General features: G+C 65.8%; 20 protein-coding genes. 13 read left to right on the top strand and 7 right to left on the bottom strand.

Translation table 11 applies throughout. From position 1 onward, the window contains the following. Positions 1 to 7 precede the first annotated feature (7 nt). On the top strand, positions 8 to 736 hold the full coding sequence (locus tag RIA68_07645) for a sulfotransferase domain-containing protein (protein ID MEQ8317314.1): 729 nt from the start codon (positions 8 to 10) through the stop codon (positions 734 to 736). A 66-nt stretch (positions 737 to 802) separates the two neighbouring features. Here the strand turns inward: RIA68_07645 and RIA68_07640 are convergent, their stop codons facing one another. Then, positions 803 to 1633: a sulfotransferase domain-containing protein gene (locus RIA68_07640; protein ID MEQ8317313.1), complete on the bottom strand. Its 831-nt coding sequence runs from the start codon at positions 1631 to 1633 to the stop codon at positions 803 to 805. Between the two features lie 32 nt (positions 1634 to 1665). Then, positions 1666 to 2649 carry a class I SAM-dependent methyltransferase gene (locus tag RIA68_07635; protein ID MEQ8317312.1) on the bottom strand — a complete coding sequence of 328 codons (984 nt, stop codon included), beginning with the start codon at positions 2647 to 2649 and terminating at the stop codon, positions 1666 to 1668. Positions 2650 to 2765: 116 nt separating this feature from the next. On the opposite strand from RIA68_07635, the gene RIA68_07630 reads away from it, so the two are divergent. Both RIA68_07630 and RIA68_07625 read left to right on the top strand, forming a co-directional pair. After that, positions 2766 to 4133 (top strand): complex I subunit 1 family protein, encoded by a 1368-nt coding sequence (locus RIA68_07630; protein MEQ8317311.1) that lies wholly within the window; start codon positions 2766 to 2768, stop codon positions 4131 to 4133. A gap of 60 nt (positions 4134 to 4193) precedes the next feature. Continuing rightward, positions 4194 to 4769: a PH domain-containing protein gene (locus tag RIA68_07625; GenBank protein MEQ8317310.1), complete on the top strand. Its 576-nt coding sequence runs from the start codon at positions 4194 to 4196 to the stop codon at positions 4767 to 4769. An 81-nt stretch (positions 4770 to 4850) separates the two neighbouring features. Here RIA68_07625 and RIA68_07620 read toward each other — a convergent pair whose 3' ends face one another. The 4 genes from RIA68_07620 to RIA68_07605 all read right to left on the bottom strand — a co-directional run bounded on the left by RIA68_07620 (position 4851) and on the right by RIA68_07605 (position 9155). Next, positions 4851 to 5456 carry a PEP-CTERM sorting domain-containing protein gene (locus RIA68_07620; protein ID MEQ8317309.1) on the bottom strand — a complete coding sequence of 202 codons (606 nt, stop codon included), beginning with the start codon at positions 5454 to 5456 and terminating at the stop codon, positions 4851 to 4853. 224 nt (positions 5457 to 5680) lie between these two features. Further along, positions 5681 to 7045 carry an acetyl-CoA carboxylase biotin carboxylase subunit gene (gene accC / locus RIA68_07615; protein MEQ8317308.1) on the bottom strand — a complete coding sequence of 455 codons (1365 nt, stop codon included), beginning with the start codon at positions 7043 to 7045 and terminating at the stop codon, positions 5681 to 5683. A gap of 3 nt (positions 7046 to 7048) precedes the next feature. After that, positions 7049 to 7507, bottom strand: coding sequence for an acetyl-CoA carboxylase biotin carboxyl carrier protein (gene accB / locus RIA68_07610; GenBank protein MEQ8317307.1), 459 nt, complete (start codon positions 7505 to 7507; stop codon positions 7049 to 7051). 115 nt (positions 7508 to 7622) lie between these two features. Further along, on the bottom strand, positions 7623 to 9155 hold the full coding sequence (locus RIA68_07605) for a YifB family Mg chelatase-like AAA ATPase (GenBank protein ID MEQ8317306.1): 1533 nt from the start codon (positions 9153 to 9155) through the stop codon (positions 7623 to 7625). 213 nt (positions 9156 to 9368) lie between these two features. On the opposite strand from RIA68_07605, the gene RIA68_07600 reads away from it, so the two are divergent. The 8 genes from RIA68_07600 (at position 9369) to RIA68_07565 (ending at position 20811) form a co-directional block, all read left to right on the top strand. After that, positions 9369 to 9953: a PEP-CTERM sorting domain-containing protein gene (locus RIA68_07600; GenBank protein MEQ8317305.1), complete on the top strand. Its 585-nt coding sequence runs from the start codon at positions 9369 to 9371 to the stop codon at positions 9951 to 9953. 137 nt (positions 9954 to 10090) lie between these two features. Continuing rightward, a complete protein-coding gene (locus tag RIA68_07595; protein MEQ8317304.1) occupies positions 10091 to 11809 on the top strand; it encodes an aldehyde dehydrogenase family protein in 1719 nt (572 codons plus the stop codon). A gap of 81 nt (positions 11810 to 11890) precedes the next feature. Beyond that, entirely contained in the window at positions 11891 to 15043 is a 3153-nt protein-coding gene (locus tag RIA68_07590) for a DNA translocase FtsK 4TM domain-containing protein (protein MEQ8317303.1), read from the top strand. Positions 15044 to 15055: 12 nt separating this feature from the next. Then, complete coding sequence (locus tag RIA68_07585; GenBank protein MEQ8317302.1) at positions 15056 to 16399, top strand: MFS transporter; 1344 nt, start codon at positions 15056 to 15058, stop codon at positions 16397 to 16399. A gap of 173 nt (positions 16400 to 16572) precedes the next feature. After that, entirely contained in the window at positions 16573 to 17949 is a 1377-nt protein-coding gene (locus RIA68_07580) for a GC-type dockerin domain-anchored protein (protein ID MEQ8317301.1), read from the top strand. 247 nt (positions 17950 to 18196) lie between these two features. After that, positions 18197 to 19735, top strand: a complete 1539-nt coding sequence (locus RIA68_07575) for an aldehyde dehydrogenase family protein (protein MEQ8317300.1) — start codon at positions 18197 to 18199, stop codon at positions 19733 to 19735. Positions 19736 to 19799: 64 nt separating this feature from the next. After that, complete coding sequence (locus RIA68_07570) at positions 19800 to 20222, top strand: DUF779 domain-containing protein (protein ID MEQ8317299.1); 423 nt, start codon at positions 19800 to 19802, stop codon at positions 20220 to 20222. A gap of 460 nt (positions 20223 to 20682) precedes the next feature. Next, the gene (locus RIA68_07565) at positions 20683 to 20811 is read left to right on the top strand and encodes a hypothetical protein (GenBank protein ID MEQ8317298.1); all 129 of its coding nucleotides are present in this window, start codon (positions 20683 to 20685) and stop codon (positions 20809 to 20811) included. A gap of 136 nt (positions 20812 to 20947) precedes the next feature. Here the strand turns inward: RIA68_07565 and RIA68_07560 are convergent, their stop codons facing one another. Then, positions 20948 to 22849: a hypothetical protein gene (locus RIA68_07560; protein ID MEQ8317297.1), complete on the bottom strand. Its 1902-nt coding sequence runs from the start codon at positions 22847 to 22849 to the stop codon at positions 20948 to 20950. A 109-nt stretch (positions 22850 to 22958) separates the two neighbouring features. Between RIA68_07560 and RIA68_07555 the strand changes: the two genes are divergently transcribed. Both RIA68_07555 and RIA68_07550 read left to right on the top strand, forming a co-directional pair. Next, complete coding sequence (locus RIA68_07555) at positions 22959 to 24455, top strand: GC-type dockerin domain-anchored protein (GenBank protein ID MEQ8317296.1); 1497 nt, start codon at positions 22959 to 22961, stop codon at positions 24453 to 24455. Positions 24456 to 24742: 287 nt separating this feature from the next. Beyond that, on the top strand, positions 24743 to 25489 hold the full coding sequence (locus RIA68_07550) for a hypothetical protein (GenBank protein MEQ8317295.1): 747 nt from the start codon (positions 24743 to 24745) through the stop codon (positions 25487 to 25489). Positions 25490 to 25553: the final 64 nt, after the last annotated feature.

The following is a 25553-nucleotide window of genomic DNA, read 5'->3' as shown; positions in this document are numbered from 1 at the left end:
AGACACTATGGAACCACCGACGCCGACCGCATTTCATATCACGCACTGGAAGGCTGGTAGCCAGTGGATCCGCAAGATCCTGAACAGGCTTGAACCCGATCGGATTGCGGATGAGCCCGGAGTTCCGTTTCTCGATAGCCTGACTATTACCCCCGGCCACATTTACACGCCGGTGTATCTTCCTCGCTATGGATTTGTTGAAGCTGCAGGCACTGATCCAAGTTACAAGTGCGCTGTGTTTATTCGCGATCTTCGTGATGCCATGGTTTCATGGTATTTCAGCATGCGTCATTCGCATCCACTCAATCCGAGCGTCGTTGAGTTCCGTGAAAAGCTCAACAGCGTTTCACTTGAGGATGGGCTGCTCTTTGCCTTGGAGAAGCCAGTTGCGGTGATGGCGCGGTGTCAACAGACTTGGCATGAAGCCGCGGCGGACGAACGAAAAATTGTTCGATACGAAGACGCAATCGCCGATCAGCAAGCCGTTCTCGGCGACATGCTAAAATACCTCGGCGTAGGAAGAGATGACGCGCATCGCCGCCAGGCGATCGAAGCAGAGTCGTTCGAACGCACTACAGGCCGCAAGCCTGGTCAAGAGGACGTCGGGCACCACAACAGGAAGGGCACCTCGGGCGATTGGAAGAATCACTTCACAGATCGAGTGACAGATGCGTTCAAGCAGCATCACGGACAATTGCTCATTACTCTCGGGTACGAGCAAGACCTTGACTGGTGACCGGCTTTTCGGGTCGAGACTTGCCGGAGTATTGGGCTCTCACGTGGGATATCGCGACTGCACTTTCTAGACCGTCCTGCGATCATACCCAAACATCTTCATATCATCGGCAAACTGTTCTTCGAAAAGGTCATCCAGCTCGGGTGAGACGTCTGACAGGTTTTGGCCTGAGCGGCCCTGGTTAATGAAGAACATGCCGTCCCTCAAACCCCCAAATTGTCCCTTCTCTCTCGCCTCGACTTCCGATTTACGGAGTCGCTCCATAGACGATTTTTCGGCAGCCTTATCAATGAGGTGTCGGTAGACCGGAAGTTCCAGGAACTCGCAGATCTTCACCAACTCTGTTTCCGTGTTCGATTTGAGGTCTTCATAGCGGACGACGCTCACAGGGAACTCGTCTTGATTCATCCAGCTCTTCGCGTGCTGGGACCAACTGCCATATCCCATACGGATCCAAGCAGGGTCTCCGCCACATTCCAGGTAGTTCCGGATATAGGATTCGTCGTCGCCGTTGTAGTCGCGAGTTAAGCGGGCATAGTGGAGCCCGCTAAGCAACACGTCGAGGGGGTCGCGAACAAGCAGTATGGCACGGCGCGTGTGCCCAGCAAACGTATGAGTTGGCGACCAAAGATCATGGCTCTTCACGAAGATCTGGTCGCCGATGGACGAAGCAGTTGGCTGGCCTGCGGCGACTTCTCGCAGTTTGTCAAGTGTCTGTGCCTCATCCCATCCGCGCTCTAGCATCATTTCTCTATAGAAATGCAGCTCGAACGCGAAGGCGTTGAGGCCACCTGTCCAATCGAACGGATGATCGCTAAGGCAGTTTGCGATCAGAAATCGCAGCCAAGTGTTTCCGCTGCGAGGATACGAGGCGATCCAAGAAACGCTTGCTGTCATGGTGAATTCTCTCTTGTACGCGGCCGAATCACCTAGATCCGATCGAAGAAGTCTCGCAGGCACTCCGGATAACCATTGCTGAGCCGATCTCGCTGAAGGTTACTCGTGTCGATCAGATACAGTACGTGCGCATCGTTGAGCGGTGACTTAAACGCTCGGACACGATTCACAGGTACGCCGAACAGATCGAGCACATGCATCAGGAGCCCTTCGCTCATCGTGCAGTGAGTAAAGCTGATGCGGCGATTGTTTGGGTCGCGGAAAGTCTGAAACCGAAACTGCTGCTCGGGCTTTGCAATCACGCCGGAGTTGTCGAACACGACTAACTCCTTGGCCAAATTGAGAACCCTCAGCAGCCCGTAGAACGGTAGCGGGAAGTGGTTGTGAACCTCTGAAAGAAACACAATGTCGTGAGGCTCGATAGAGCGGTCGAGAAGTGCATCGGTGCACCGGAACTCTACATGATCAAGTCCCTTCGTCTTCGCCGCCCATTGAGCCGCATCGACTTGACCTCGTAGGAGTTCTAGGCCCAATACTCGCTCTGCTCCCAGAGAGGCGAACGCTAGAGAAAAGAATCCGTTCGAACTTCCCAATTCAAGTACAGACTTGCCGGCCAGATCAGGAAGCAGGCGTTCAATGTACTTCCACTTGGGCATCGGCCGCAAGATGGATGCTTCATGAGGGGTAAGTCGCCCTCCGAGACGATTGAGACTGCCGGGAGATTCACGAACGCGGGGGTGATCGCTCGTCGTAGATACATGTCGATCGTCAAATGTGATTCGCTGATACCATCCGCCGAATGACCAAATCTCCCGACCGAAGTCGGATTCGATGGCTGCCCGAGTCTCGGGAGTCAAGTCGGCTGCCAGCAGCTCCCGAAGTTCCTCAGCCCAAGCATCGGCTTCCTCTTCTGTAAACAGTGTCTCATGCTTGGGACATGGCACTGCATCGTGATTGCCAATGACAAGGCGCTCGGCTGGCGGTGCGATCTCGACCGAACGTTGGCTAGTTGTCATGAGCACTTTCCTAGATGATGATTGGATGATTGCCACCTCGATCAGAATAGGCGAGGGGCCTGTAGGAAGAGCTGTACGCGGTCCACCGATCAGAAATCGGGCTACCATCGCCCCTTATGGCAGACCTGCTCAGCTTCATCTCCGCCCAGCTCATCGTCAGCGTCCTGGTCTACGCCGTCATGGTCCACGTGCTGCTGGCCGGGGCGGGGTACTTCACCTATGCCGAGCGGAAGATTTCGGCCTACATCCAGGACCGCCTGGGGCCCAACCGCACGGGCTTCGACCTGGGCCTGCCCTTCCTGAAGTTCCTCAAGGGCCCCCGGCTGCTCGGGCTGGGCCAGCCGCTGGCCGACGGCATCAAGTTCATGCTGAAGGAGGACTACACCCCCGGCAAGGTGGACAAGGTGTTGTTCACGCTGGCCCCGGGCATCGTGGTCATCCCGGCCCTCATCGGCTTTGCGATCATCCCCTGGGGCGGCCTGTGGGAGTGCCCGAGCTTCACGATTCCCTTCCTGAGCCTGCCCGTCGAGGGCGGCGTGGTGCAGATCGCCGCGTTACCCGTCAACGTGGGCGTGATCTACATGATCGCCATCGCGTCGCTGGGCGTGTACGGCATCACCCTGGGCGGCTGGGCCAGCAACAACAAGTACTCGTTCCTGGGCGGCCTGCGGGCGACGGCCCAGATGCTGGCGTACGAGCTGCCCCTGGGCATCAGCCTGCTGTGCGTGCTGGTGATGGTGGGTAGCTTGCTGCCGATGGACATCATCCGCTACCAGGAGACCAACGGCTGGCTGATCGCCAGCCAGCCCATCGCGGCCTTGATCTTCTTCATCGCCATGCTGGCCGAGGCCAACCGCACGCCGTTCGACAATGCCGAGGCCGAGAGCGAACTGGTTGGCGGATACCACACCGAGTACAACTCGATGCGGTTCGCCCTGTTCTTCCTGGCCGAGTACAGCCACGTGGCGGTGAGCGCGGCGTTCTTCGCCCTGCTCTTCCTGGGCGGGTTCACGCTCTCGCCCGTGCCGGGCATCAGCGACCCGCTGACGGCGACCGGGGCGACCGGGCTGCTGGCCGTGCTGGCCAAGCTTGGCGTCTACTTCGCCAAGGTCGGGGCCCTGGTGTTCCTGATCATGCTGGTGCGGTGGACGGTGCCGCGGCTGCGGTACGACCAGGTCATGAGCTCGGCGTGGCAGGGCATGATCCCGCTCGCCCTGGTCGTGCTCGTGCTGACGTCGGTCGCTGTCTACTTCGGTATCCCCCAGGGCTGGGCCCACCCGGTCATGATGTTCGGCGGCAACCTGGTGCTCATCGCCGCCCTGTGGTTCGTGGTCGGCCGCCTGCCGTCGTACAACCCCAACCGCAAGATTCAGATGCTCGGCTCGCGGTTCAACCCGCTGCCCGGCGAGCGGGTGACGCTGACGCCGAGCCACCCGATGGCCCGCGAGGATCGGCCCGTGCAGGGCACCGTCCAGCCGAGCTGAGTCCCGAGCTGAGCCGGGCACGCTGAAACGGATGGCGGCGGGGTTGCCCTATGCTCGGGCATGAGCGAGCCATCACGCCGGCACAAGGTCCTCCGCGAAGCCAGCTTCGATCCGAAGCTCTCGACCTACCACCTGATCAGCGGCACCATCGTGCTCGTCGTGTGCATCGTGACGATCCCCCTGGCGGTCGTGTACCTGCTGGTCGGCAAGATCCTGATCGACAAGTACATCGAGCGGATGAGCTGCACGCTGACCGAGCGGACGCTGGAGATCCGCAAGGGCTGGCTCAACCGCGTCGAGAGCACGATCCCCCTCGAGAAGATCACCGACCTGCAGATGATCCAGGGCCCCATCATGCGGGCGATGGGCCTGCACGGCTTCAAGGTCGAGACCGCCGGCCAGAGCTCGGGCCCGGGCGGGCATCTGGTGAGCCTCATTGGCATCGTCGACGCGCCGGGCTTCCGCGAGGCCGTGCTCGACCAGCGTGACGAGCTTTCCGAGGGGCGTTCACGGCGTTCGAGCGGCGGCCCCGAAGCTCCGGCGGCGGTGCCGGCCGAGTCGTCGGCGGCCCTGGACGACATCCGCGCGACGCTGCACCGGATCGAGAAACTGCTCCAGCACCGCCACGACATCTGAGCCGATGGGTCCCAAGCGGCGCACGAAAAAGCCCGGCCAGAGAGGCCGGGCTTTGCAATTGCGTGTCTGCCGGAAGCCGGATTAGCGGCGGCGGCGGGCGGCGGCCAGGCCACCGAGGCCCAGCAGGGCCAGGCTGGCGGGCGCCGGGATGGCGCGGATGCCGACGTCGTCGATGTACCAGCCGGTACGCTCGACAACGGTCGTGCTCGTGAAGTTGAAGGTGATGTCGACGCTGCTGAGGCCGTCGTAGGCGCTCAGGTCGAGGTTGACGGCGCGCCACGCGTCGCCGGAGTCACCATCGCTCAGGTAGAGCTGATCGCCGTTGACGATGACCGAGGCCATGTCGAAGGTCGAGCTGCCGCTGTCGCTCCACTCCTGGAAGGAGAGGGTGACGTCGGTGAGGCCGGAGAAGTCGAAGTTCTGGCTGAGCTGCTCGTCGCTGCCGACGCCGTGGTCGCCACCGATGACGGTGCCCCACACCCAGTCGCCACTGAAGCCACCGAGGGGCTCGGTGCTGCCGGAGCCACCGACGAAGCCGGTGCCGATGCCGCGCTCCCAGTCGCCGTTGACGCCGCTGGCGGTCCAGCCGCCACCGTCGGCCTCGAAGTCGGAGAAATACACCGTCGACTGGGCGGCGGCCACCGAAGCGGCGCCGGCCAGAGCGACAACAGTCATTGCGTTACGCATGTCTTCTACCCTCTTCCTAGGAAATGGACGCCCCTTCTGGGCCGCCCTCACGAGGAACAACACCGGACCCGATTGCTGCCGGATCCGCACTCACATTACGGTAACGGGAATGTTCACCCATTGCGAGCTTTTTCTGAGACAAATGCCAGACTTTTTGGCTTTCGGACTTGCGAAGGTCCATTTTCGAGTTCTGTGAGGCAAGATTATTGGACCTGGCTCGGGCGTCAGCCGACGGGCCCCAGCAGGTCCTGCTTCAGCGCGCGCTCGAGGTAGTGGATGTCCACGGCGTCTTCCTGGAAGGCGCTGTGCTCGAGCAGCCGGAGATGGAGCGGTATGACCGTCTTGATCGGCGCAACCCGGAACTCGCGGAGCGCCCTGGCCATGCGCGTGATGCACGCGCGGCGGTCGGATGCGTGGGCGATGAGCTTGCCGATCATCGAGTCGTAGGTTGGGGGCACCATGTACCCCGGCACCACGTGGGTGTCCATGCGGATGCCCGGCCCGCCGGGCATCTCCCAGGTCTCGATCCGGCCGGGACTGGGCATGAAGTTGCGGGCGGGGTCCTCCGCGTTGATGCGGCACTCCATCGCGTGGCCGTTGACCGAGACGTCCTTCTGGCGCAAGCCGAGCTTCTCGCCGGCGGCGATCAGGATCGAGTTCTTCACGATGTCCACGCCGGTGATCATCTCGGTGACGGGGTGCTCGACCTGGACGCGGGTGTTGACCTCGAGCATGTAGAAGTTCTGCTCGTCGTCCATCAGGAACTCGACGGTCGCGGCGCCGGCGTACCCCGTGTTGCGGATGAGCTTGGCCGCGTTCTCGCAGACGGAGGTGATCTTCTTGCGATCGACGCCGGGGGCCGGGGCCTCTTCGATGAGCTTCTGGTGGCGGCGCTGCATGGAGCAATCGCGTTCGAAGAGGTGCACGGAGTGGCCGTGCTTGTCGCCCAAAACCTGGACCTCGACGTGTCGTGCGTGCTCGAGGAACTTCTCGATGAAGACGCTGCCGTCTCCGAAGGCGGCCTTGGCCTCTTGCTGGGCCTTCTTGATGTTCTGGCGGAGGGTGGCCTCGTTGTGGCAGACGCGCATGCCGCGGCCGCCGCCACCGGCCGCCGCCTTGATGATGACCGGGAAGCCGATCTCGCGGGCGACCTCGACGGCCTCGTCCTCTTCCTCGATAGCGCCCTCCGAGCCGGGGAAGATCGGGACCTTGGCCGCCTTGGCGGCACGCTTGGCCTGGACCTTGTCGCCCAGCTGGCCCATGGCCTCGGGGCTGGGGCCGATGAACTCGATCTTGCACTCGCGGCAGATCTGCGAGAAGTCGGCCCGCTCGGAGAGGAAGCCGTAGCCTGGGTGGATGGCGTCGGCATCGCTGACTTCGGCGGCGGCGATGATTCGCGGGATGTTGAGGTAGCTGTCCTTGCTTGGCCCGGCTCCGATGCAGATGGCGCGGTCAGCCAGCCGAAGGTACGGCGCGTCCTTGTCGGCCTGCGAGTAGACGCAGACGGCCTCGATGCCAAGCTCTCGGCAGGCGCGGATGATGCGGAGCGCGATCTCGCCCCGGTTCGCGATCAGGATGCGCTTGAACATGGGCTAGGCCGGCCTCACCATGAACAGCGGCTGGCCGAACTCGACGGCGTCGCCATTCTTCACGCAGACGCGTTCAACGGTCCCCGCCATCTCGGCCTTGATCTCGTTGAAGACCTTCATGGCCTCGACCAGGCACACCACGCTGTCGGGCGAGATCGACGCGCCCGAGCTGACGAACTCGGGCGAGTCGGGATCGGGCGCCGAGTAGAACGTGCCCACCATGGGCGACTCGATGGCCACCAGGCCGTCGTCTGCAGGGGCCGCGCCCGAGGCAGGGGCGGCGGCCTGCGGCGCGGGGGCGGCCTGGGGCGCGAACGCCTGCGGCTGGGGCGAGACCTGGAACGCGCCCCCCGTGCCGCGCTTGATGGTGATGGACTGGTCTTCGTCGCTCACGTCGACCTCGGTCAGGTCGTGCTCCACCATCAGGTCCACGAGTTGGCGAAGCCGGTCGATATCGATCATGAGGGCGCATCTCCACAAGAAGCAATCGGGGCGGCCGGCGGGGAGGGGACGGCCTGGTACGTCTCGAGGTGCGATGATACCGACCGGCCACCGACTGGGCGCTGTCCGATGGACCTCAAGCCCGGTCGAGCAGCCGGTACTGGACCGCCTCGGCGACGTGCTGGACGTCCAAGCCCTCGGCGCCCTCGAGGTCGGCGACGGTGCGAGCGACCCGGCGGACCTTGTCGTACGCGCGAGCCGACAGGCCGAGCTCGGCGATCGCCTGGCCGAGCAACGCGCGGGCGGGCTCGCTCATCGGGGCGAGGGTGTCGAGTTGCTTGCCCCGCAGGCGGCCGTTGAGCGCGCCTTCGCCCTGGCGCGAGGCCTGGACCTTGCGGGCCCGCAGCACGCGGTCGCGCATCATCGCCGAGTCGGTCGTGCCGTTCGCGCTCGTCGCCGAAAGCTCCTTCCACGGGACGGCGGGCGCCTCGACGTGGATGTCGATGCGGTCGAGCAGCGGGCCGCTGATGCGGGCCCGGTACCGCTCGGCGGCCTTGATGCCCGCGGCCGACGTGCCGGCCGAGCCGCCGGGGGCGGGATTCATCGCCGCGACGAACAGGAAGTCGGCCGGGAAGCGAACCGTGCCGCGTGACCTGGAGATCGTGACCTGGTGGTCTTCGAGCGGCTGGCGGAGGGTCTCGAGGACCGACCGGGGAAACTCGGGCAGCTCGTCCATGAAAAGGATGCCGTGGGTAGCCAGCGAGACCTCGCCCGGCCTTGGGACCACGCCGCCGCCCACGATGGAGGCCGCCGATGCGGTGTGGTGCGGCGTGCGGACCGGCCGGCTGGCGACGAGGCCCTGGCCCGGCGGGAGCTCGCCCGCGGCGGAGTGAATGCGCGTGATCTCGATGGCCTCGCCCGAGCTCATCGGTGGCAGCACGCCCGGCAGGGCGCGCGCCATCATGGTCTTGCCCGTGCCCGCCGGCCCGAGCATCACGACGTTGTGCCCGCCCGCCGCCGCGATCACGATCGCCCGCTTGACGGCCTCCTGGCCTCGCACTTCGGCGAAGTCGATGGGCGCCTGGGCGGCGTGGAGCATCGACTCGAGGTCGGGCGGGCTCTGCGGCTCGATGTCGAGCACGCCGTTGAGCAGTCCGACGACTTCCGCAAGGGTGCGCACGCCGTAGGTGGTGGGGCCGGCGACGGCGGCCTCGGCGGCGTTCTCGGCCGGGACGATGACGGCGTCGAGGTTCTCCTGCCGGGCAAGATCGGCCATGGCGATGACGCCACGAACGGGCCGAACACGCCCGTCGAGCGCGAGCTCGCCGGCGATCATGCAGTGGTGCATCCTCGGCGGGCTGTCGTCGGGGGTGTGGCCTCGAAGCACCCCGGTGGCGTGGAGCAGCGCAATGGCGATGGGGAGGTCGTAGATCGGCCCCTCCTTGCGGAGGTGGGCGGGCGCGAGATTAATGACGAGCCGGCCGTTCGGGAACTGATAGCCCGTATTGGTCATGGCCGCCCGGACGCGCTCGATCGACTCTCGGATCGCCGCATCGGGAAGGCCGACGATCGTTTCCTTCGCCAGGGCCGCATCGTCGAGGTCGACCTCGACCTCACAGGGCGTGGCATCGACGCCCTGGAGCAGGAATGATCGGGTCTTGGACGGCATCGGCCCACAGGATAGCCCGATATCGCGGTGGGGAATCGTTGGATTGGATGGGACGTGCGGGTTGAGACGGTTATTCGGAACATCCCGATAATGCCGGTTTTTTTGCCAATTTTGCTTGCATTCTCGAAAATGGGTTGATCCGCATAGCCATTTTGTGGTATCTTTGGCCCAGGAAGAGACAATCCCTGGTTCCAACGTCAGGAGAGACGAGACATGACCGCAACCAAGATCGCCGCTTTCGCGGGCGCTGCGCTGGGTCTGGCCGCCATGGCCAGCGCCACCGTTCAGCCCAACACGTATGAGATCCGCGTGAGCAACGTGGTCAGCCCCGGCACGCCTTCGGCAACCGTCGAAGTGTGGGCCGATTGGGACTCCGACCTGTTCTACGCGTTTGCTGCTGCCGAGTGGAGCCTCCGGGGCGACGGTACCGGCGACTTCTCCGGCCCGTCCTCGGCGTTCACCGATCCCGGTCAGGACGACGGCACCCCCTCGGGTGGCGATGTCCTGGACATCGTGACCGGCCAGCTCCAGTTCCCCTCGGGCGGCATCTTCGCCGACACGAGCGACCCGATCCTCATCTGGTCGGCCACCTGGAGCACGACGGACTTCACGGCCCGCACTGTTGACCTGGCCACCGAGACCGCTCGCTACAACCTGTATCTCGACGATACCGGCCTGAGCAGCGAAGTGACCGCCACGGTCCTCGAGGGTGCTGGCCGGATCGAGGTCATCCCGGCTCCGGCGTCGCTGGCCCTTCTGGGCTTGGGCGGCCTGGCCGCTGCTCGTCGCCGCCGCTAATCCGGCGATCGGGCTCCTGAACTGAAATCTGCTGCCCGCGTGGTTGCACGGGCAGCTTTTTCGTGCGCGCTCGCAGATTTTCGTAACGCTATCGGACCTTGATTGAAGTTGGCCTTCCTATCGGTCGATGAATCTGCGTGGCCGCGTCGACGCAGCAAAACCTTGAAGCAGCGAAGACCCTCACCGGGCTCACCAAGGCGATGGTGCCTCCCGCCTTTGCGCCCAAGGACGCCGGGCCGCGCCGCACGTTCCAGGCCACAAGCCCCGCAACGGGAACGCCCGCCGGCCCGAAGGTCGAGGCCTCGACGCCGCAGGAGGTGAGCGGCGCCGCGATGGCGGCCTGGGCGGCGTATCACGGCATGATGGAGATCGATGCGAGCGAGCGTGCGGCGATGCTCGAGGCGATCGCCGACGCGGTCCATGGCTTGGGCGACGATCTCGTGAAACTCGCGGCCAACGAGACGGGGTTCAGCGCGGTTCGGATCGTGGCGGAGCGCGAGCGGCTGATGCTGGTGCTCAGGATGTTTGCGGCCGCAGTACGCGACCGGGCGTTTGATCACTCGAGCATCGACACCGCCGAGCCGAGCCGCCGGCCGCTTCCGAAGCCCGATCTGCGGCGGTTCCGTCGTGGCATCGGGCCGGTGGCCATCTTCGGCCCGGCGAATCAACCGCTGACAGGCGGGGCGCTCGGGGCCGACGCGGTCTCGGCGCTCGCGGCCGGCTGCCCGATCGTGTGCAAGAGCCATCCCGAGCATCCGCTGACCGACGCGATGATCGCACGCGTGGCGATGATGGCCTGCTCGGCGAAGGGGGCGCCGCCCGGGCTGATCACGCTCGTCCATGCCGACGCAGAGGGCGAGGCGGCGTTGCTCGAGACGCTGGTCGAGCACCCGTGCATGCGAGGCTTGTCGTTCGTGGGATCGAAGCAGGCCGCCGACGAGATCGCCGGCGCCGTCTCGTGCCGGTCTCCCGGCATGGTGTTCTCGGCCTCCATCGGCACGATCAACCCGGTGTTCGTGCTGCCCGGCGCCCTCGAAACGAACGGGCCGACGATCGCGGAGCGGTTGTTCCAGTCTTGCGTGAACGTGGCGGGGCAGACGTGCACGCGACCGAGCGTCGTGGTGCTGCAGCGCGGGGCCGAGGCGGAGGTCTTCGCCAAGCAACTCGCGTCGATGTTCGACCAGATGCCGGCGGCGAAGATGCGCGGGCCGCGCATCCGGTCGAGGTTCATGCAGGACGTCGCGGCGCTGCTCGATACCAAGGGCGTGCGTCTCGAAGGCGGCGCCTTCCACGCCGCCGACCAGGAAGCCGGCAAGGCCGCGATCGTGAACGGGTGCCTGCTCCGGTGCGCCGGCGACGTGTTCGTGCGCGAGTCGATCGTGCGGCAGGAGGTGTTCGGGCCGGCGATGGTGCTGGTGATGGCCGACGATGCCGCCGGCGTGCTCGCTGCGGCGAGCGCCGTGGGCGGTGCGCTCACCGGCTCGATCTGGATGGGAACGACCGACGGGAACGTGGGCCGCCGGCTGGCCGGCACGCTGGAGCACCGCGTGGGTCGCCTGGTCTTCAACGCTACGCCGACCGGATTGGAACTCTGCCCGTCGCTGGTGCATGGCGGCCCCTACCCCGCCAGCCAGGGCGTGCCGGCGACGTCGGTCGGGACCGATGCGGCCGGTCGCTGGCTTCGCGACGTGTCGTACCAGAACGCGCCCGAGGCCGTGCTTCCCAAGGAGCTCCGCTCGGCCAACCCGCTCGGGGTCGCTCGGCTCGAGGACGGGGTGCTGGTCGACGGCTCGCAGGACGACGAGCCGGTTGGCGATGAGCTTTCCGAGCCGCACGAGCCGACGAAGGCGGCCTAGCCGACCCCGCCCCTCGGGCGGGCCTCAGAGGTGGGGCATTCCTGCCGCGCCGGGGCCCGGCGAGCCGATACCGTTGGTCCTATGGCATCTCGGGTCACGGATGACGAAGGGGCGGCGCTGGCGCCCGTGCTGCGCTGGGTTGCGTGGCTGGTGGTCAGCGCGCTGTGGCTGTTCATCGCGGCCAGCCTCGTCGGGTTCGACGCGGCCGATGCTCCGGGCTTCGCGGCCTGGCCGGCCAACGACCCGGCGGCCAACTGGATGGGCGGCATCGGGGCGCTGATCGCCTACTGGTCGTACTACACGGTCGGGCTGGGGGCGTGGGTGTTCCTGGCCGGGCTGGCGCTGCTCATCGGGCTGCACTTCGGCGGGGCTCGGGTCGACCACCCGCTCATCCGCATCGTGGGCGTGGTCGTCATCGCCATCGCGGGAGCGGGCGTGCAGGCCGTCCTGCTGCCGTCGACGGCCCGATTGCCCGACCTGCCCGGCGGCGTGATCGGCTTCGTGGGCTCGGCCGAGCTTCGCGAGCACTTCAACGTCGCGGGCACCTTGCTCTGGATGCTGGTTGCCTGCGTGATCGGCGTCATCGTGGCGTACGACCGGTGGATCGTGCCCGCGGGCGCGGGACTGCTGCGGCAGGCGGGCTGGCTCGGCCGTACGGCCGGCGGTGGCGCGAGCTCGGTGCGAGGCGTGCTGCCCGCGATCGGTGCGTGGTTCGCCGACCTCGGCGAGAGGCTGAAGCCCGTGAAGCGCGCGCCGGTTCGCGTCAACGACCTGGACGACGACGAGCGGATGCGCCCGAAGGTCCAGAGGCGCAAGAAGGCCGAGGCACGCGCCAAGCGCATCGAGAAGGACATCGCCACCGACGAGGGCGAGCTGGACGAAGACGAGCTCGAGGACGAGTACGAAGAGGAATACGAGGACGAGGAAGAAGACGAGGCGTACGAAGAGGACGAGTACGAAGACGAGGAAGACGAAGAAGAGCCCGAGGAAGAGGAGCTCGAGGAAGAAGACGACGAGGTCGGAGCGCCCCAGGTGTTCAGCGAGGATCGCCTGCGCGAGAAGATCCAGAAGATGCCCGTGCTCTTCGCCAATCAGAACCGCTCGGTGGCCAAGGAAGAGGACCTGCGCGACCTCCAGGGCGTCGAGCTCGAGGGCTACAGGTTCCCCGGCCTCGACCTGCTCGAAGAGCCCGAGGAAGACTTCAACGACAAGCTCGACGAGATGGTGCGCGAGGGGGCCGAGGCGCTCGAGCGTGCCCTGCACGAGTACCGCATCAAGGGCGAGGTCGTGGGCATCGAGAGCGGGCCGGTCATTACCTTGTACGACGTACGGCTGGCGCCGGGCACGAAGGTCAATCAGCTCAACGCCGTGAGTAGCGACATCGCGCGGGCGCTCAAGGCCGTCAACGTACGCATCGTGGCCAACCAGGTCGGCCGTGACACGGTGGGCATCGAGGTGCCCAACCCCACCAAGGAGAAGGTGCGCCTGAAGGAGCTCATGGGCCGGCCCGAGAAGTTCCAGGGCATGAAGCTGCCGATGTTCCTGGGCAAGGACGCGTCGGGCGAGCCGCTCATCGCCGACCTGACCAAGATGCCCCACGTGCTGATCGCCGGCACGACGGGAAGCGGCAAGTCGGTGTGCATGAACACGATCATCATGTCGTTCCTGTACACCAAGAAGCCCAACGAACTGCGGCTCGTCTTGGTCGACCCGAAGATGGTCGAGATGAGCCAGTTCAAGGACATCCCGCACCTGATGTGCCCGGTGGTCACCGAGATGCACAAGGCCGCGGCGATCCTCGAGTGGGCCGTCACGAAGATGGACGAGCGGTACGAGTTGCTCGCCGAGGCCGGCTGCCGCGACATCTCGAGCTACAACGATCTCGACTGGGAGGAGATCAAGGAGCGCCTCGGCCACGAGACCGACGAGCAGGCCGCGCGTGTGCCGCGCAAGCTGCCGTATATGGTTTTTATCATCGACGAGCTGGCCGACCTGATGATGACCAACAAGGAGGTCGAAGGCGCCATCGTCCGCATCGCGCAGAAGGCCCGCGCGGTCGGCATCCACCTCATCCTCGCGACGCAGCGCCCGCAGGCCAACGTCGTCACGGGCCTGATCAAGGGCAACATGCCCTGCCGGATCACGTTCAAGGTCGCCAGCGGTCTCGACAGCCGGATCATTCTCGACCAGAAGGGCGGCGAGCTGCTGCTGGGCCAGGGCGACATGCTCTTCCTGAGCCCGAGCAACCACAAGCTGATGAGGAGTCAAGGCACGCTGGTGGACGACATCGAGATCCGCCGCGTCGTGAAGTTCGTGCGCGAGGTCGCGGGGCCGAGCTTCGAGCGGCAGATCATGCAGCTCGGCCAGCCCGAGGGCGGCCTGAGCGACGACGACCGCCTGCTCCAGAGCGCCAACAACAACTCCGCCAGCCTACGCCGTGCGTTGAAGGACCCGCTCTTCGACCGCGCCGTCGAGATCGTGCTGGAGACCAAGCGTGGCAGCGTGAGCCTCTTGCAGCGTCGCCTGGCCATCGGCTACACGCGGGCGAGCCGGCTGATCGACCTCATGGGCATCGCCGGGGTCATCAGCGACCACAAGGGCAGCGTCGCGCGCGACGTCAAGATCTCGCCCGAGGAGTGGGCGGCCATGAAGGACCTGGCCGCGAAGGACGCAGCGGCGGATCCGGACGACAGCGATCTTGCTGGATACGAAGACGAGCCGTTCGATGATGAGGCGAGCGTCGAGGTCGAGGTCGTCGGCACGCTCGACGGTGAAGAGGAAGCGGCCGAGCCCGAGGCTCGCGATGGCGTCGACGAAGAAGATGATGAAGACGTCGAGGAAGACGAAGAAGACGAGGACGTAGAGGAAGAAGACGACGAGCTCGAAGAGGACGAGGACGAGCTCGACGACGAGGAAGCTGACGAAGAAGAGGACGACGAGGAAGAAGACGAAGAGGAGTACGAGGAAGACGAAGACGGCGACGAAGAGGAAGAGGAAGAGGAGTACGAAGACGACGACGAGGAATACGAGGAAGACGACGACGAGGAATACGAGGAAGAGGACGAGGAGGAGTATGAGGAAGACGGCGACGAAGAGGCCGCCGACGAAGAAGATGTTGAAGACGAAGAAGAACTCGAAGAAGAAGAGGACGAGGAAGAGCCCCCCTTCGAGCCCGACCCGCCACGCGTCGTGAGCAAGCCCGCGGCGAGCGCGTCGAAGCGCCGGCGGCGCTAAGCTCCCCGCTTCATGCCAGTTTCTCCGCCCGAAGCCCAGCTCGAACATGCGACCGAGTCAGCGCCCGACGCCCCGGACCTTCTTCCCTCCCAACCGGCGCAGCCGAGCCCTTTTTACGGCCCCGTCATCGCCGCGGCGTGCACCATCGCCCTGGTCGCCACCGCGCCCGGGCAGACGGTCGTCGTCAGCCAGTTCAACGATTCCTTCACGACGACGCTCGGCCTGAGCGCGACGCAGCTCAGCACGGCCTACCTCGTCGGCACCGTCACGGCCGCGATGCCGCTGACCTTCGTCGGTGCCATTGCAGATAAGTTCGGCCCGCGCCGCGTGATGTTCGTCATCGCCCTGCTCTTCGGCGGCGCCTGCATCGCCGCGGGCCAGGCCCGCTCGCTGCCCGTGCTGACCCTGTGCTTCTTCGGCCTGCGCTTCCTGGGCCAGGGTTCCCTTTCCATGCTCAGCGGGCACATACTCGCGCTGTGGTACGAGCGCAAGCTCGGCACGATCAACGGCCTGAAGATGGTCTTCGCCCAGGGTGGCTTCGCGCTCACGCCGCTCATCGCCATCGGGCTCATCCAATGGATCGGCTGGCGCTGGGCCTACGCGGCGCTGGGTGTCCTTGTCTGGCTCATCGTCCTGCCGCTCGCCGCGTTCGTCCTTCGCGACCGCCCCGAAGAGAAGGGCCAGCAGATCGACGGTGACGCTGCGCCGTACGAGCCCGATGAGTCTGCGACTCCCGAGAAGCCAAAGCACCCCGATCCAGCGTTCACGCTGAAGCAGACCGTCTCGACGCGCGCCTTCTGGATCCTCGCGGGCGCGATGGTCCTCAGCGGCTTCACGGGCACGGCGCTCCTGTTCCACGCCCAGCCGATCCTGATCGCCCGCGGCCTCGACCCCGCGCTCTCGGCGGCGATGAGCATGAGCTGGGCCCTGGCCGTCGCCGCGCTCGTCCTGCCCGTCGGCTACCTGGCCGACCGCGTGCCCCCGCGCGGCCTGCTCGCGCTCGCCGCGTTGCTCATGGCCGCCAGCCCCGGGCTGGTCATCGTCGCCGACTCGGCCGTGCTGCTGTGCGCCGCGATGGCGCTGTACGGCATGGCGATGGCGATCGGCTCGGCGGTGGGGGTGCCAACGGTCGCCCGCTACTTCGGCCGCCGCCACCACGGCAGCATCCGCGGGTTTCTGACTTTTCTCGGCGTCGCCGGCACGGGCCTCGGCCCGGTGGTGCTGGGCGTGAGCCTGGACTACTTCGGCGGCTTTGCCGCCGGGCTGGCGCTCTGCGCCGCGCTCGCGGTCGCGCTCGCGTTCGCGAGCATGACGCTGCGGCGCCCGCTGGGGGCCACCGAGGTCGCCCGCACGTAGCTCCGATCGTGCCGTTTGACGGACGATTCAGATTGCGCAACTTTTCTAGCTTGTCACATGAGTACCCGCGTGATTCCGCGCTCCCGGTATCAGCCCGCCCCGAGACATCGACGAGGACCCGCGGCCGCGTCGGCCGCGGCATGCATCCCGGGGCGCGATACAGGAGGCGAATCATGGACCGCATTCCAAACCGTTTCTCCGCCCGCAGCGCCCTGGCGCTCGCCCTCGCGGCGGGCGCGTGCGCCACGGCCACCACCAGCGCCCTGGCCGACGATTGCTGCCGCTGGGAGCTGCGCATCGAGCGCACGGCGATCCTGTCGGACAACTTCACCGTCGAGCTCTACGCCCACTTCCCCAGCGACGGGTTCGCGTTCGCCAGCGGGTCGCTCGACATCCTGTCGGACGACATCGACTGGGTCAGCTGGGACTGGTGCGGCGTCACCGACGGCCCGGGCATCTCCGCCGGCGTGCCCACGGCGACCGGCGACATCGAGGACATCTTCCTGGGCCAGATCCACTTCCCGATCGCCGGCATCATCGCCGACGACGACAACCCCGCGCTGGTCTGGTGCGGCGAGTTCGAGGCCAGCGGCGACGGCTACCGCACGCTCACGACCGATTCGTTCGGCATGACCTTCTACGAGTCGGCCGACACCGCCGTGAGCCGGACGTGCTCGCGCGTGCTCGAGAGCGTGCGCACCGTCTTCGTCGGCCCGCTGGTCATCGATGAGTGGCTCGCGTCGCCCTTCCCGGGCACCATCGGCCGCTCGACCGGCGACGAGCTGGTGCTGCGCAGCGACCCCGCCGGCCCGGGCGGCGTCGGCGCCGCCATCACCGCCGAGGGCGCCGCGTGGGCCCCCGACACGCGCTTCGAGCACCACGTCGACCTGGGCGACCTGCAGCCGGGCGCTCCGGTCGACCTGACCTGGTTCCCCTGGTGGAACTGCGGCGACTTCGTGGCCGAGAGCCTCTCGGCAACGATGACGCGCACGTCGGCCGCCGGCGAGCCGCCCACCGTGTCGCTGAGCCTGAACTTCGAGGAGGTGGGCGCGCCCCGCGTGCCGCTGACGCTCATGCTCGACGGCGAGCGCATCGCCGCGCCGATCCTCGGCTCGGGCCAGTCCTTCCGCCTGTTCGACCCCTGCTTCGAGCTGACCTGGTGCTACGTGCTGAACAGCAACGACCAGCTCGTCCTCGTGCTCAAGTGCGAGAACCCCTTCGAGATCGAGGTCGGCGGCGAGCGCTACCGCGTCGACACGGTCATGATGGACCCGGGCATCGGCAGCAGCGGCGTCGACGGCCTCGACCGCGTCGAGATCCGCTCGCGTGAAGCGCGGTCGCTGACCATCGGCGGCCAGGGCTTCGTCGACGGCAGCACGAAGTGCCGGGCCGACTGCGACGGCAACGGCCGGCTGGACATCTTCGACTTCCTGTGCTTCCAGAACTTGTTTGCGAGTGGTGATCTGGCCGCCGACCTGGACGGCGACGGCCGGCTGTCGATCTTCGACTTCCTGGAATTCCAGAACCAGTTCGCGGCCGGCTGCGACTGAGGCGCCGCCGCGTTCCGACGATTCCGACGATTTCGAACCGGCCGCGTGAGCGGCCGGTTCGTTGTCGTCGACGCGCGGGCTTCAATCACCGAGCGTGGGCCATCGGCACGCGTTCGGGATGCACCCTACGCAGAGCCCCGCAATCCGATTCGGTGCCGTTACGACACGCGCTGCAACGACGTGGCGACTTGCCGCATAGCTTGCAGGCGGGGCGCGTCGCGCCCGTCCATCCCGAAGGAGGCACACCATGACCCAGACGACCGCACCTTCCGCAACCCTCGGCGGCGACGCCGGCGATCGCGGACCCTACAAGGCGACCTACGGAAACTTCATCGGTGGCACGTGGGTCCCGGCGGCCGACGGCCGCACGTTCGACAACACCTCGCCCGTACACGGAAAAGTTCTCTGCCAGATCGCGCGTTCGGGCGCGCAGGACGTCGAGGCGGCGCTCGATGCGGCGCACGCGGCCAAGGCCGGCTGGGCCGCGACGACCACGACCGAGCGGGCGATGATCCTCAACAGGATCGCCGATCGCATGGAAGAGAACCTCGAGCTGCTCGCCCAGGCCGAGACGCTGGACAACGGCAAGCCCATCCGCGAGACGCGGCTGGCCGACATCCCGCTCGCGATCGACCACTACCGCTACTTCGCCGGCTGCATCCGTGCCCAGGAGGGCACGATGAGCCAGATCGACGAGGACACCGTCGCGTACCACTTCCACGAGCCCATCGGCGTCGTCGGCCAGATCATCCCCTGGAACTTCCCGATCCTGATGGCCACGTGGAAGCTCGCGCCGGCGCTGGCCGCGGGCTGCTGCGTCGTGCTCAAGCCCGCCGAGCAGACGCCCGCGTCGGTGCTCGTGCTGATGGAGCTCATCCAGGACCTGCTGCCCCCCGGCGTGGTCAACGTCGTGAACGGCTTCGGTCTTGAGGCTGGCAAGCCGCTGGCGTCCAGCCCGCGCGTCGCCAAGGTCGCCTTCACGGGCGAGACGACCACGGGCCGCATGGTCATGCAGTACGCCGCCGAGAACACGATCCCCGTGACGCTCGAGCTGGGCGGCAAGAGCCCCAACATCTTCTTCGAGGACGTGCTCGAGGCCGACGACGCGTTCTTCGACAAGTGCCTCGAGGGCTTCACGATGTTCGCGCTCAACCAGGGCGAGGTGTGCACCTGCCCCAGCCGCGCGCTCATCGCCGAGAGCATCTATGACCGGTTCATGGAGCGGGCCCTCAAGCGCGTCGAGGCCATCGTGCAGGGCGACCCGCGCGCCGAGAACACGATGATCGGTGCGCAAGCATCAAGCGAGCAGAAGGAGAAGATCCTCTCCTACTTCGACATCGCGAGCCAGGAGGGCGCCGAGGTGCTCACGGGCGGCGCGGCCGCCGACCACGGCGGCGAGCTCTCGGGCGGGTACTACGTGCAGCCGACGGTCCTCAAGGGCCACAACAAGATGCGCGTGTTCCAGGAGGAGATCTTCGGCCCGGTTGTCTCGGTCACCACGTTCAAGACGCCCGAGGAGGCCCTCGAGATCGCCAACGACACGCTGTACGGCCTGGGCGCGGGCGTGTGGAGCCGCGATGCGAACACGTGCTATCGATTTGGTCGCGCGATCGAGGCCGGCCGCGTGTGGACCAATTGCTACCACCTGTACCCGGCCCACGCGGCGTTCGGCGGCTACAAGCAGTCGGGCATCGGCCGCGAGAACCACCTCATGATGCTGCGGCACTACCAGCAGACCAAGAACATGCTGGTGAGCTACAACCCCAACGCGATGGGCTTCTTCTAAGCTGAGCGTTGAAGGCCTCGGAGAATCGAACGTCCGCGCGGCTCTAGCGGGCCGCGCGGGCCTTATGACCGACACGACTCCCGCTTCCACTTCCGCTTCCACTTCGAAGGGCGCCCCGCCGCGCGTCGTCGCGACCGAGGCCGCCGAGGCGCTCATCGCCGAGATCCGCGCCGAGCACCCCGAGATCCTGTTCCACCAGTCGGGCGGCTGCTGCGACGGCTCGTCGCCCATGTGCTACCCGTCGACCGAGTTCCGCGTGGGCGCCTCGGACGTCAAGCTCGGCGAGGTCGCCGGCGTGTCGGTCTACATCTCGGGCCGCCAGTTCGAGGCGTGGAAGCACACGCAGCTCGTCCTCGACGTCGTGCCCGGCCGCGGCGGCATGTTCAGCCTGGACAACGGCCGCGAGGTCCGCTTCCACACGCGCAGCCGCGCGTTCACCCAGGACGAGCTGCGGGCGCTGGACTCCGCGTCGCCGGACGCGGGCTGACCGGGCCGGTCGCTCGAGCGGCTGCGCCGGAAACCGAACACCCGCCAACCCATGCCGAACCGATGCCGTATCGATGCGCGGCCGACGCCTTCCAAGTCAAGGCCCGGAAGGCCCGGGCCTTGATCCGGACGCCTGGGAGCTCGATCCGAGGGGCCCATGGCTTGATCCGGACCGTCGCGGGCTTCAACCGAAACGCCCGGGCCCAGGCGCACGAGCCCCGGGGCCTGGATCGGAGGGTCCGGGTCCTGATCCGCAGCCCCGCGGGCCTGGTCGCGGGGGCTCGGGGCGTGACCTGGAGGACTCCGGGCTTGCTTGAAGGGCCTCCGAACGAGCCCAAATCCCCTCCGGGCTTGCTCGCGAGGGTTCTGGGGGCGTCCGAGGGCATGGGGGTGTTGCCTCCCTCTCCCCGCGCGCGGGGAGAGGGCCGGGGTGAGGGGCTCTTTCCTTCGACGCTCCGCCCGTGCGACTCGACCGCCCACGCAGCCCCGCCGCCCGCATCGGTCTCTCGGGCTGGGTCTCGCGGCGGTTCCTGGGTACGTTCGTAGTGATGGTGGTGGTTGTGGTAGTGCTGGCGGCGATGGTCTCTTGAAGTGGCGGAGGCTGCTCCAGCGATCCCTCGTCCTGAGAAGGGTGTCAGGCGTTCGCGGCGCGGTCTGAAACGGCGTGTGGATGAGAAACGGGCCCGCGAAAGCGGACCCGCATCGAACCAAGCCAAGATGCAGCGATTAATCCTTCTGTTCGTCGTACGCGTCATTGTAGATGATCGCGTCGGTCGAGTCGGTCGTGCCGTCGGTGTTCATGTCCACGCGGCGGGCACCGGTCGAGTAGTAGTCGTTGAACATGGCCATGTCTAGCAGGTCGACACCGCCGTCGCCATTGAGATTGGCGTTGTTGCAGTTGATAACGGTTTCGAAGAACCAGATGTCACGCTTGTCATTGACCGTCAGGTCGTCTTCATGAACGAGCGTGTGGGTCGACCAGAACACGCAATCATTGCTCGGGTCGGCCTGCATGTCGGCAAAGTCGGCCCAGCCGATTCGGTGCTCGGGGTCGGTGGTGAAATACTCGTTTGCAACGCCGCCCTGGACGGTCACCTCGCTGTTCGGCACGATGTCGGTATACGCGTTGTTGAGCTGCACGCGTCGGACCTCGGGCCAAACGGTCGAACTCGTGTACGTAAACTCGATGTATGCGACGCCCTGCTTCGTAACGCCGATCACCGGGTGGATCCGGTCGCCGTCGTCGTCGTCGAGCCGACCCATCGCGACGATCTGGGGATCCCAACTCGACGACGGGGTGGTTCCGGTAGTACCGGAGATCGAACGGAATTTCGCCAGATCCGGGTCAATGACGTACCACTGGACCACCCAGCGGTCTTCCGGCACTGCGGGATTCTGCGAGTCGTCCATCGGCCGGACGTGATGCACGGCGAAGATGCACTCATCGCTGTTCCCGTCCTTCACGAGGACGGCCGATGGAAAGAAGGTACCTCCCGTGCGGATCTCCCAGTCGCCCGCGGCCGTGTCGGGCGTCACTGCCCGGTAGGACCCATCGGTGCTAAACTCGAGTCCCGGGTTGAGATCCATGTCGTCAGGCGTTGTGGACGTATCCGTCGCAACTCGCTGCGAGTAGTGCCATCGCGGTGCGATCGGGTCATCGTCGTACCACAAACCACCGAGGCGAATGGTGTCTTGGTCGTCACCGCCAGGCCCGCTGACGAAGAACTGTGCGTTCGAGACCTGATCGTACGGCTCCTGCACCGCATAGTGGCGATTGTGGCCGTCGACCGCCGGCAGTTCGTTCATGCGGATGAACGTAAGGTCGTCGTAATCGGGCTTATCCCCGTCGTAGATCGACAGGCCGCTGCCGTGCGACGTCGGGATGATGAGCAGGGTGCCGTTGATGTTCTCCGTCGAGTCAATCGAGCCACCCGTCGTAGCAATGTACACTGCCTGCTCGTCGACGGCCATGTGCGGCTTGTCGACGAGGCTGTTGGGTCCGTCAGGAAACGTCGTGTGCGGGCCGCCATCGGGATACTCGGCAATGTCGTCGTTCTGGAGGTCGAAGTACGCGCCCCCGTTGCCGATGCCGGTGGTGGCCACGCTCTTGCCTGTGTAGTACCACCAGTAGTCGTCGTCGAACGTGTCCAGCGTGCCGCCGACGGGGAAGAAGGCGGGATCCTTGTTCACTGCCAGGTGCAGGGCCGAGATGTCGTTGTCGCCGGTGCCGAACGACTCGCCGCTGCCGCTCGTGTTGTTCTCCGAGTAGACGATCCAGAGTCGCCCCTCCTCGGGGTCGTACACGGTCTGTGGATCGAAGAAGCGGCTCGGGAAGTCGCCCGAGCCGGTACCCACGAAGTCATCGACACGGATGAAGGGGAACGTCGCGTCCGTCACGCCATGGTCCTCTTGTACCACGCCCGACTTGTTGAGAATCGAGATGTGCATGTTCTGCGTGCACACGACGGCCGAACTGCCGACGCTTATGCCGGCATCGGTGTTCCAGGCGCCGAAGTCGTCATCGTCGTCCGTCGTCCAAACCACGTCCGCGATCTGCGCGCTGGCCGCTGAGGCCGCGAGCCCGGACGCCACGACGATGGCGGCGACAATATTCAGGTTTCGTCTCACAATGCACTCCAATCTCAAGCAGTCCATTCAATCGATACGTGCGACGGCCGCATACACAAGCCACTCGAGTGAACCATACCGCGGGTGCGAACGAAAGCAATGAGGGAATGTGCTCGGTCGGGCACGTGTTCAAACAACGTTTGGAGCAAACCACGCCTATCTCTGTGCAAATGTTGTTGAGGAAAATCAATGCTCGATGTATGATTGTCGTATGAGAAATGCAACGCTGAATGTTCCGATTGCCGCTCTCACCTGCGTGGGGTTGGTGACGACCTCGTGCCTCGCCCAGTGCGAGCCAGAGCGCATCGTGTCGCCCTCTGCCGAGGCGAGGGACTTCGGCTTTGGCGTCGGCATGACCGAGCGGCACTTGATTGTCGGCGATCGCCATGATTGGTCGCTATGCCCTACGAACCCCGAGTGCTCGAATGGATGGGCCCATGCGTATCGCCGCACGCCGGATGGTGGTTGGGAGTGGGCGCAAGACCTCGTGCCGGCCTCACTCGCACCGGGATTTGCATTCGGCAGCGCAGTCGTGCTCGATGGCGATCGGGCTATCGTGACGGCGTCGCTGAGCACGGCGGGGCCGGGGCTGGGCGTACCCTACGTATTCGATTTTGATGGCGAGCGATGGGTCGAAACCGGGGCGCTGTTCCCGCCCGACGCACGCGGCATCCACGGCGAACGCCTAGCGCTTCATGGTGATACGGCGATCGTTGGTAAGGCTGGGAGCAGGGTTCTCGTCTATCACAAGCAAGGCGACGATTGGGCGGTAACCCACGATTTATTCAACGAAGATGCGATTGGAACCAGGAGTGACTTCGGCTGGGGATTCGATCTCAACGACGAGTGGATCGTCATCGGCTCGCCTCTCGAGCGGACGATCGCCGGCAATGGCGGCGCCGCCTATGTCTATGAGCGACTGTCGGGCGGCGATTTGCGGCTGGTACAGAAGCTGCTTGCCCCCGACGTCCTTGAGGGCCCCCGCTTTGGCTACTCGGTCGCCATCGACGGAGACACCCTTGCCATCGGGGGCATCAACTCCGATAGCCCCGCGACGGCCCAGGGGGCCGTGTACATCTATGAGCGCAACGATGGGCACTTGCAGACCGACGGGCCTTGGCGACTCGCGCAGACCGTGACGCACGCCGACGGAGGGCCTGGTGACCAATTGGGTGTCTCTCTCGCGCTGTCGGGAGATCTACTCGCGGTCGGCTCCATCCGTGTTCGAACTGCAATGAGTGGTGGCGCTGCCTACTTGTTCCAACGAGGCATCGATGGTCGCTGGCAACAGGTCGCTGATTTATTGCCAGCGGAGCTGCGCGTGGAATTCGGGTATCGCATGGCCATGGCGGACGGGATGGTTGCAATCGGTGCGGCGGACACCCCGATCGACGGCTTGGACCGTGGCGCGGTAGACATCTTTGATCTTTCCTGCTTTGTGTGCGTTGCCGACCTCGACCTCGACGGCACCCTCACCATCTTCGACTTCCTCGCCTTCGCCAACCTCTTCCAGGACGGCGACGCCCAAGCCGATTTCGACGGCGACGGCGAGCTGACCATCTTCGACTTCCTGGCGTTCCAGACGGCGTTCGACGCGGGATGCTGAAGAGAGGCACCGAGGCACGAAGGCACGCAGGCACGAAGGGTTGGGATGGCGAACCCTTCGTGCCTGCGTGCCTGGGTGCCTGAGTGCCTTCGTGCCTTCCCAGTTACCCCCCCTCACGCCCCGCCAGCCCGCACCGCCCACGTAATCGGACCCCAACACAAGATCGATGGCGGAATCTTCTGGCCCACCACTGAAGTGGCCCGCAGAACCCACCGATGAACCCCTCGGCCGCGGCAGTTCGCCGCGGCCGCCAGCGGCGGGCGAACGCCGGACGAAGGCATAGAGCAATGGCACGACTCCCCAACCGGGAAGAAGCGTTCCTCACCTGGACCCAGCAGCACCTGGCCCTGTGGGCCGCCACCGGCGTGCCGCCGACCATCGGCTTGACCGATGAACAGGTGGCCTCGGCGCAGGCAAAGCTGGATTCGGCCCAGGCGCTGCGCAGCTCGGCGATCGCCGCGCGGCTGGCCTCGGTCACGCGCACTTCCGAGAAGGACGCGATCGTCGGCGAGCTGCGGAGCGTCATGGGCGGCCTCGTCGGCCAGGTCGACGGCTTCGCCCGCGCCACCGAGGACGAGAGCGTCTACGACAAGGCCAGCATCCCCAAGCCCAAGGACCCCGAGCCCCGCACCGAGGCGCCCGTGCCCGCCATGCTCGCGCTCCGCAGCACGACCAACGGCAACCTCGTGCTCACCTTCGAGGCCAACAAGGGCCAGGGCTCGGTCTTCGTCATCCAGCGGCGCTACGAGACCGTCGATGGCGTGGCCAGCGACTTCCAGTACCAGGACACGACCGGCGAGAAGGCCTGGACCGACACCAGCGTGCCCGGCGGGCTCAAGTGGATCGGCTATCAGGTCGCCACCCGCCTGACCAACAACGTCCTGAGCGACTGGAGCGACGAGAAGCAGTTCAACTTCGGAACGATCGGGTCCGAGAGCCCCGTAACGGGCGGGGGCGAAGAGTCGCTGACCATCGAGGACGCCCAGGCCCTTAAGGACGCCCAGACCGCCAAGGGCGCCGACAAAGCCGGCTGAGCCTTCCAGACAGATCGAAACACACAAAAAGGCCTGGGGCGGATTCGTCCCGGGCCTGTTTGAT

The sequence above is a fragment of the Phycisphaerales bacterium genome, assembly GCA_040217175.1.
Classification (GTDB): domain Bacteria; phylum Planctomycetota; class Phycisphaerae; order Phycisphaerales; family UBA1924; genus JAHCJI01.
Note: the sequence above shows the minus strand (reverse complement) of the source record. Positions and strands in the feature narration are given on the sequence as shown.

Bases quoted from the DNA above. Each gene is read 5' to 3' on its own strand.
- RIA68_07645 (MEQ8317314.1), top strand. From the start codon at position 8: ATGGAACCACCGACGCCGACCGCATTTCATATCACGCACTGGAAGGCT.
- RIA68_07640 (MEQ8317313.1), bottom strand. From the start codon at position 1,633: ATGACAGCAAGCGTTTCTTGGATCGCCTCGTATCCTCGCAGCGGAAAC.
- RIA68_07635 (MEQ8317312.1), bottom strand. From the start codon at position 2,649: ATGACAACTAGCCAACGTTCGGTCGAGATCGCACCGCCAGCCGAGCGC.
- RIA68_07630 (MEQ8317311.1), top strand. From the start codon at position 2,766: ATGGCAGACCTGCTCAGCTTCATCTCCGCCCAGCTCATCGTCAGCGTC.
- RIA68_07625 (MEQ8317310.1), top strand. From the start codon at position 4,194: ATGAGCGAGCCATCACGCCGGCACAAGGTCCTCCGCGAAGCCAGCTTC.
- RIA68_07620 (MEQ8317309.1), bottom strand. From the start codon at position 5,456: ATGCGTAACGCAATGACTGTTGTCGCTCTGGCCGGCGCCGCTTCGGTG.
- accC (MEQ8317308.1), bottom strand. From the start codon at position 7,045: ATGTTCAAGCGCATCCTGATCGCGAACCGGGGCGAGATCGCGCTCCGC.
- accB (MEQ8317307.1), bottom strand. From the start codon at position 7,507: ATGATCGATATCGACCGGCTTCGCCAACTCGTGGACCTGATGGTGGAG.
- RIA68_07605 (MEQ8317306.1), bottom strand. From the start codon at position 9,155: ATGCCGTCCAAGACCCGATCATTCCTGCTCCAGGGCGTCGATGCCACG.
- RIA68_07600 (MEQ8317305.1), top strand. From the start codon at position 9,369: ATGACCGCAACCAAGATCGCCGCTTTCGCGGGCGCTGCGCTGGGTCTG.
- RIA68_07590 (MEQ8317303.1), top strand. From the start codon at position 11,891: ATGGCATCTCGGGTCACGGATGACGAAGGGGCGGCGCTGGCGCCCGTG.
- RIA68_07585 (MEQ8317302.1), top strand. From the start codon at position 15,056: ATGCCAGTTTCTCCGCCCGAAGCCCAGCTCGAACATGCGACCGAGTCA.
- RIA68_07580 (MEQ8317301.1), top strand. From the start codon at position 16,573: ATGGACCGCATTCCAAACCGTTTCTCCGCCCGCAGCGCCCTGGCGCTC.
- RIA68_07575 (MEQ8317300.1), top strand. From the start codon at position 18,197: ATGACCCAGACGACCGCACCTTCCGCAACCCTCGGCGGCGACGCCGGC.
- RIA68_07570 (MEQ8317299.1), top strand. From the start codon at position 19,800: ATGACCGACACGACTCCCGCTTCCACTTCCGCTTCCACTTCGAAGGGC.
- RIA68_07550 (MEQ8317295.1), top strand. From the start codon at position 24,743: ATGGCACGACTCCCCAACCGGGAAGAAGCGTTCCTCACCTGGACCCAG.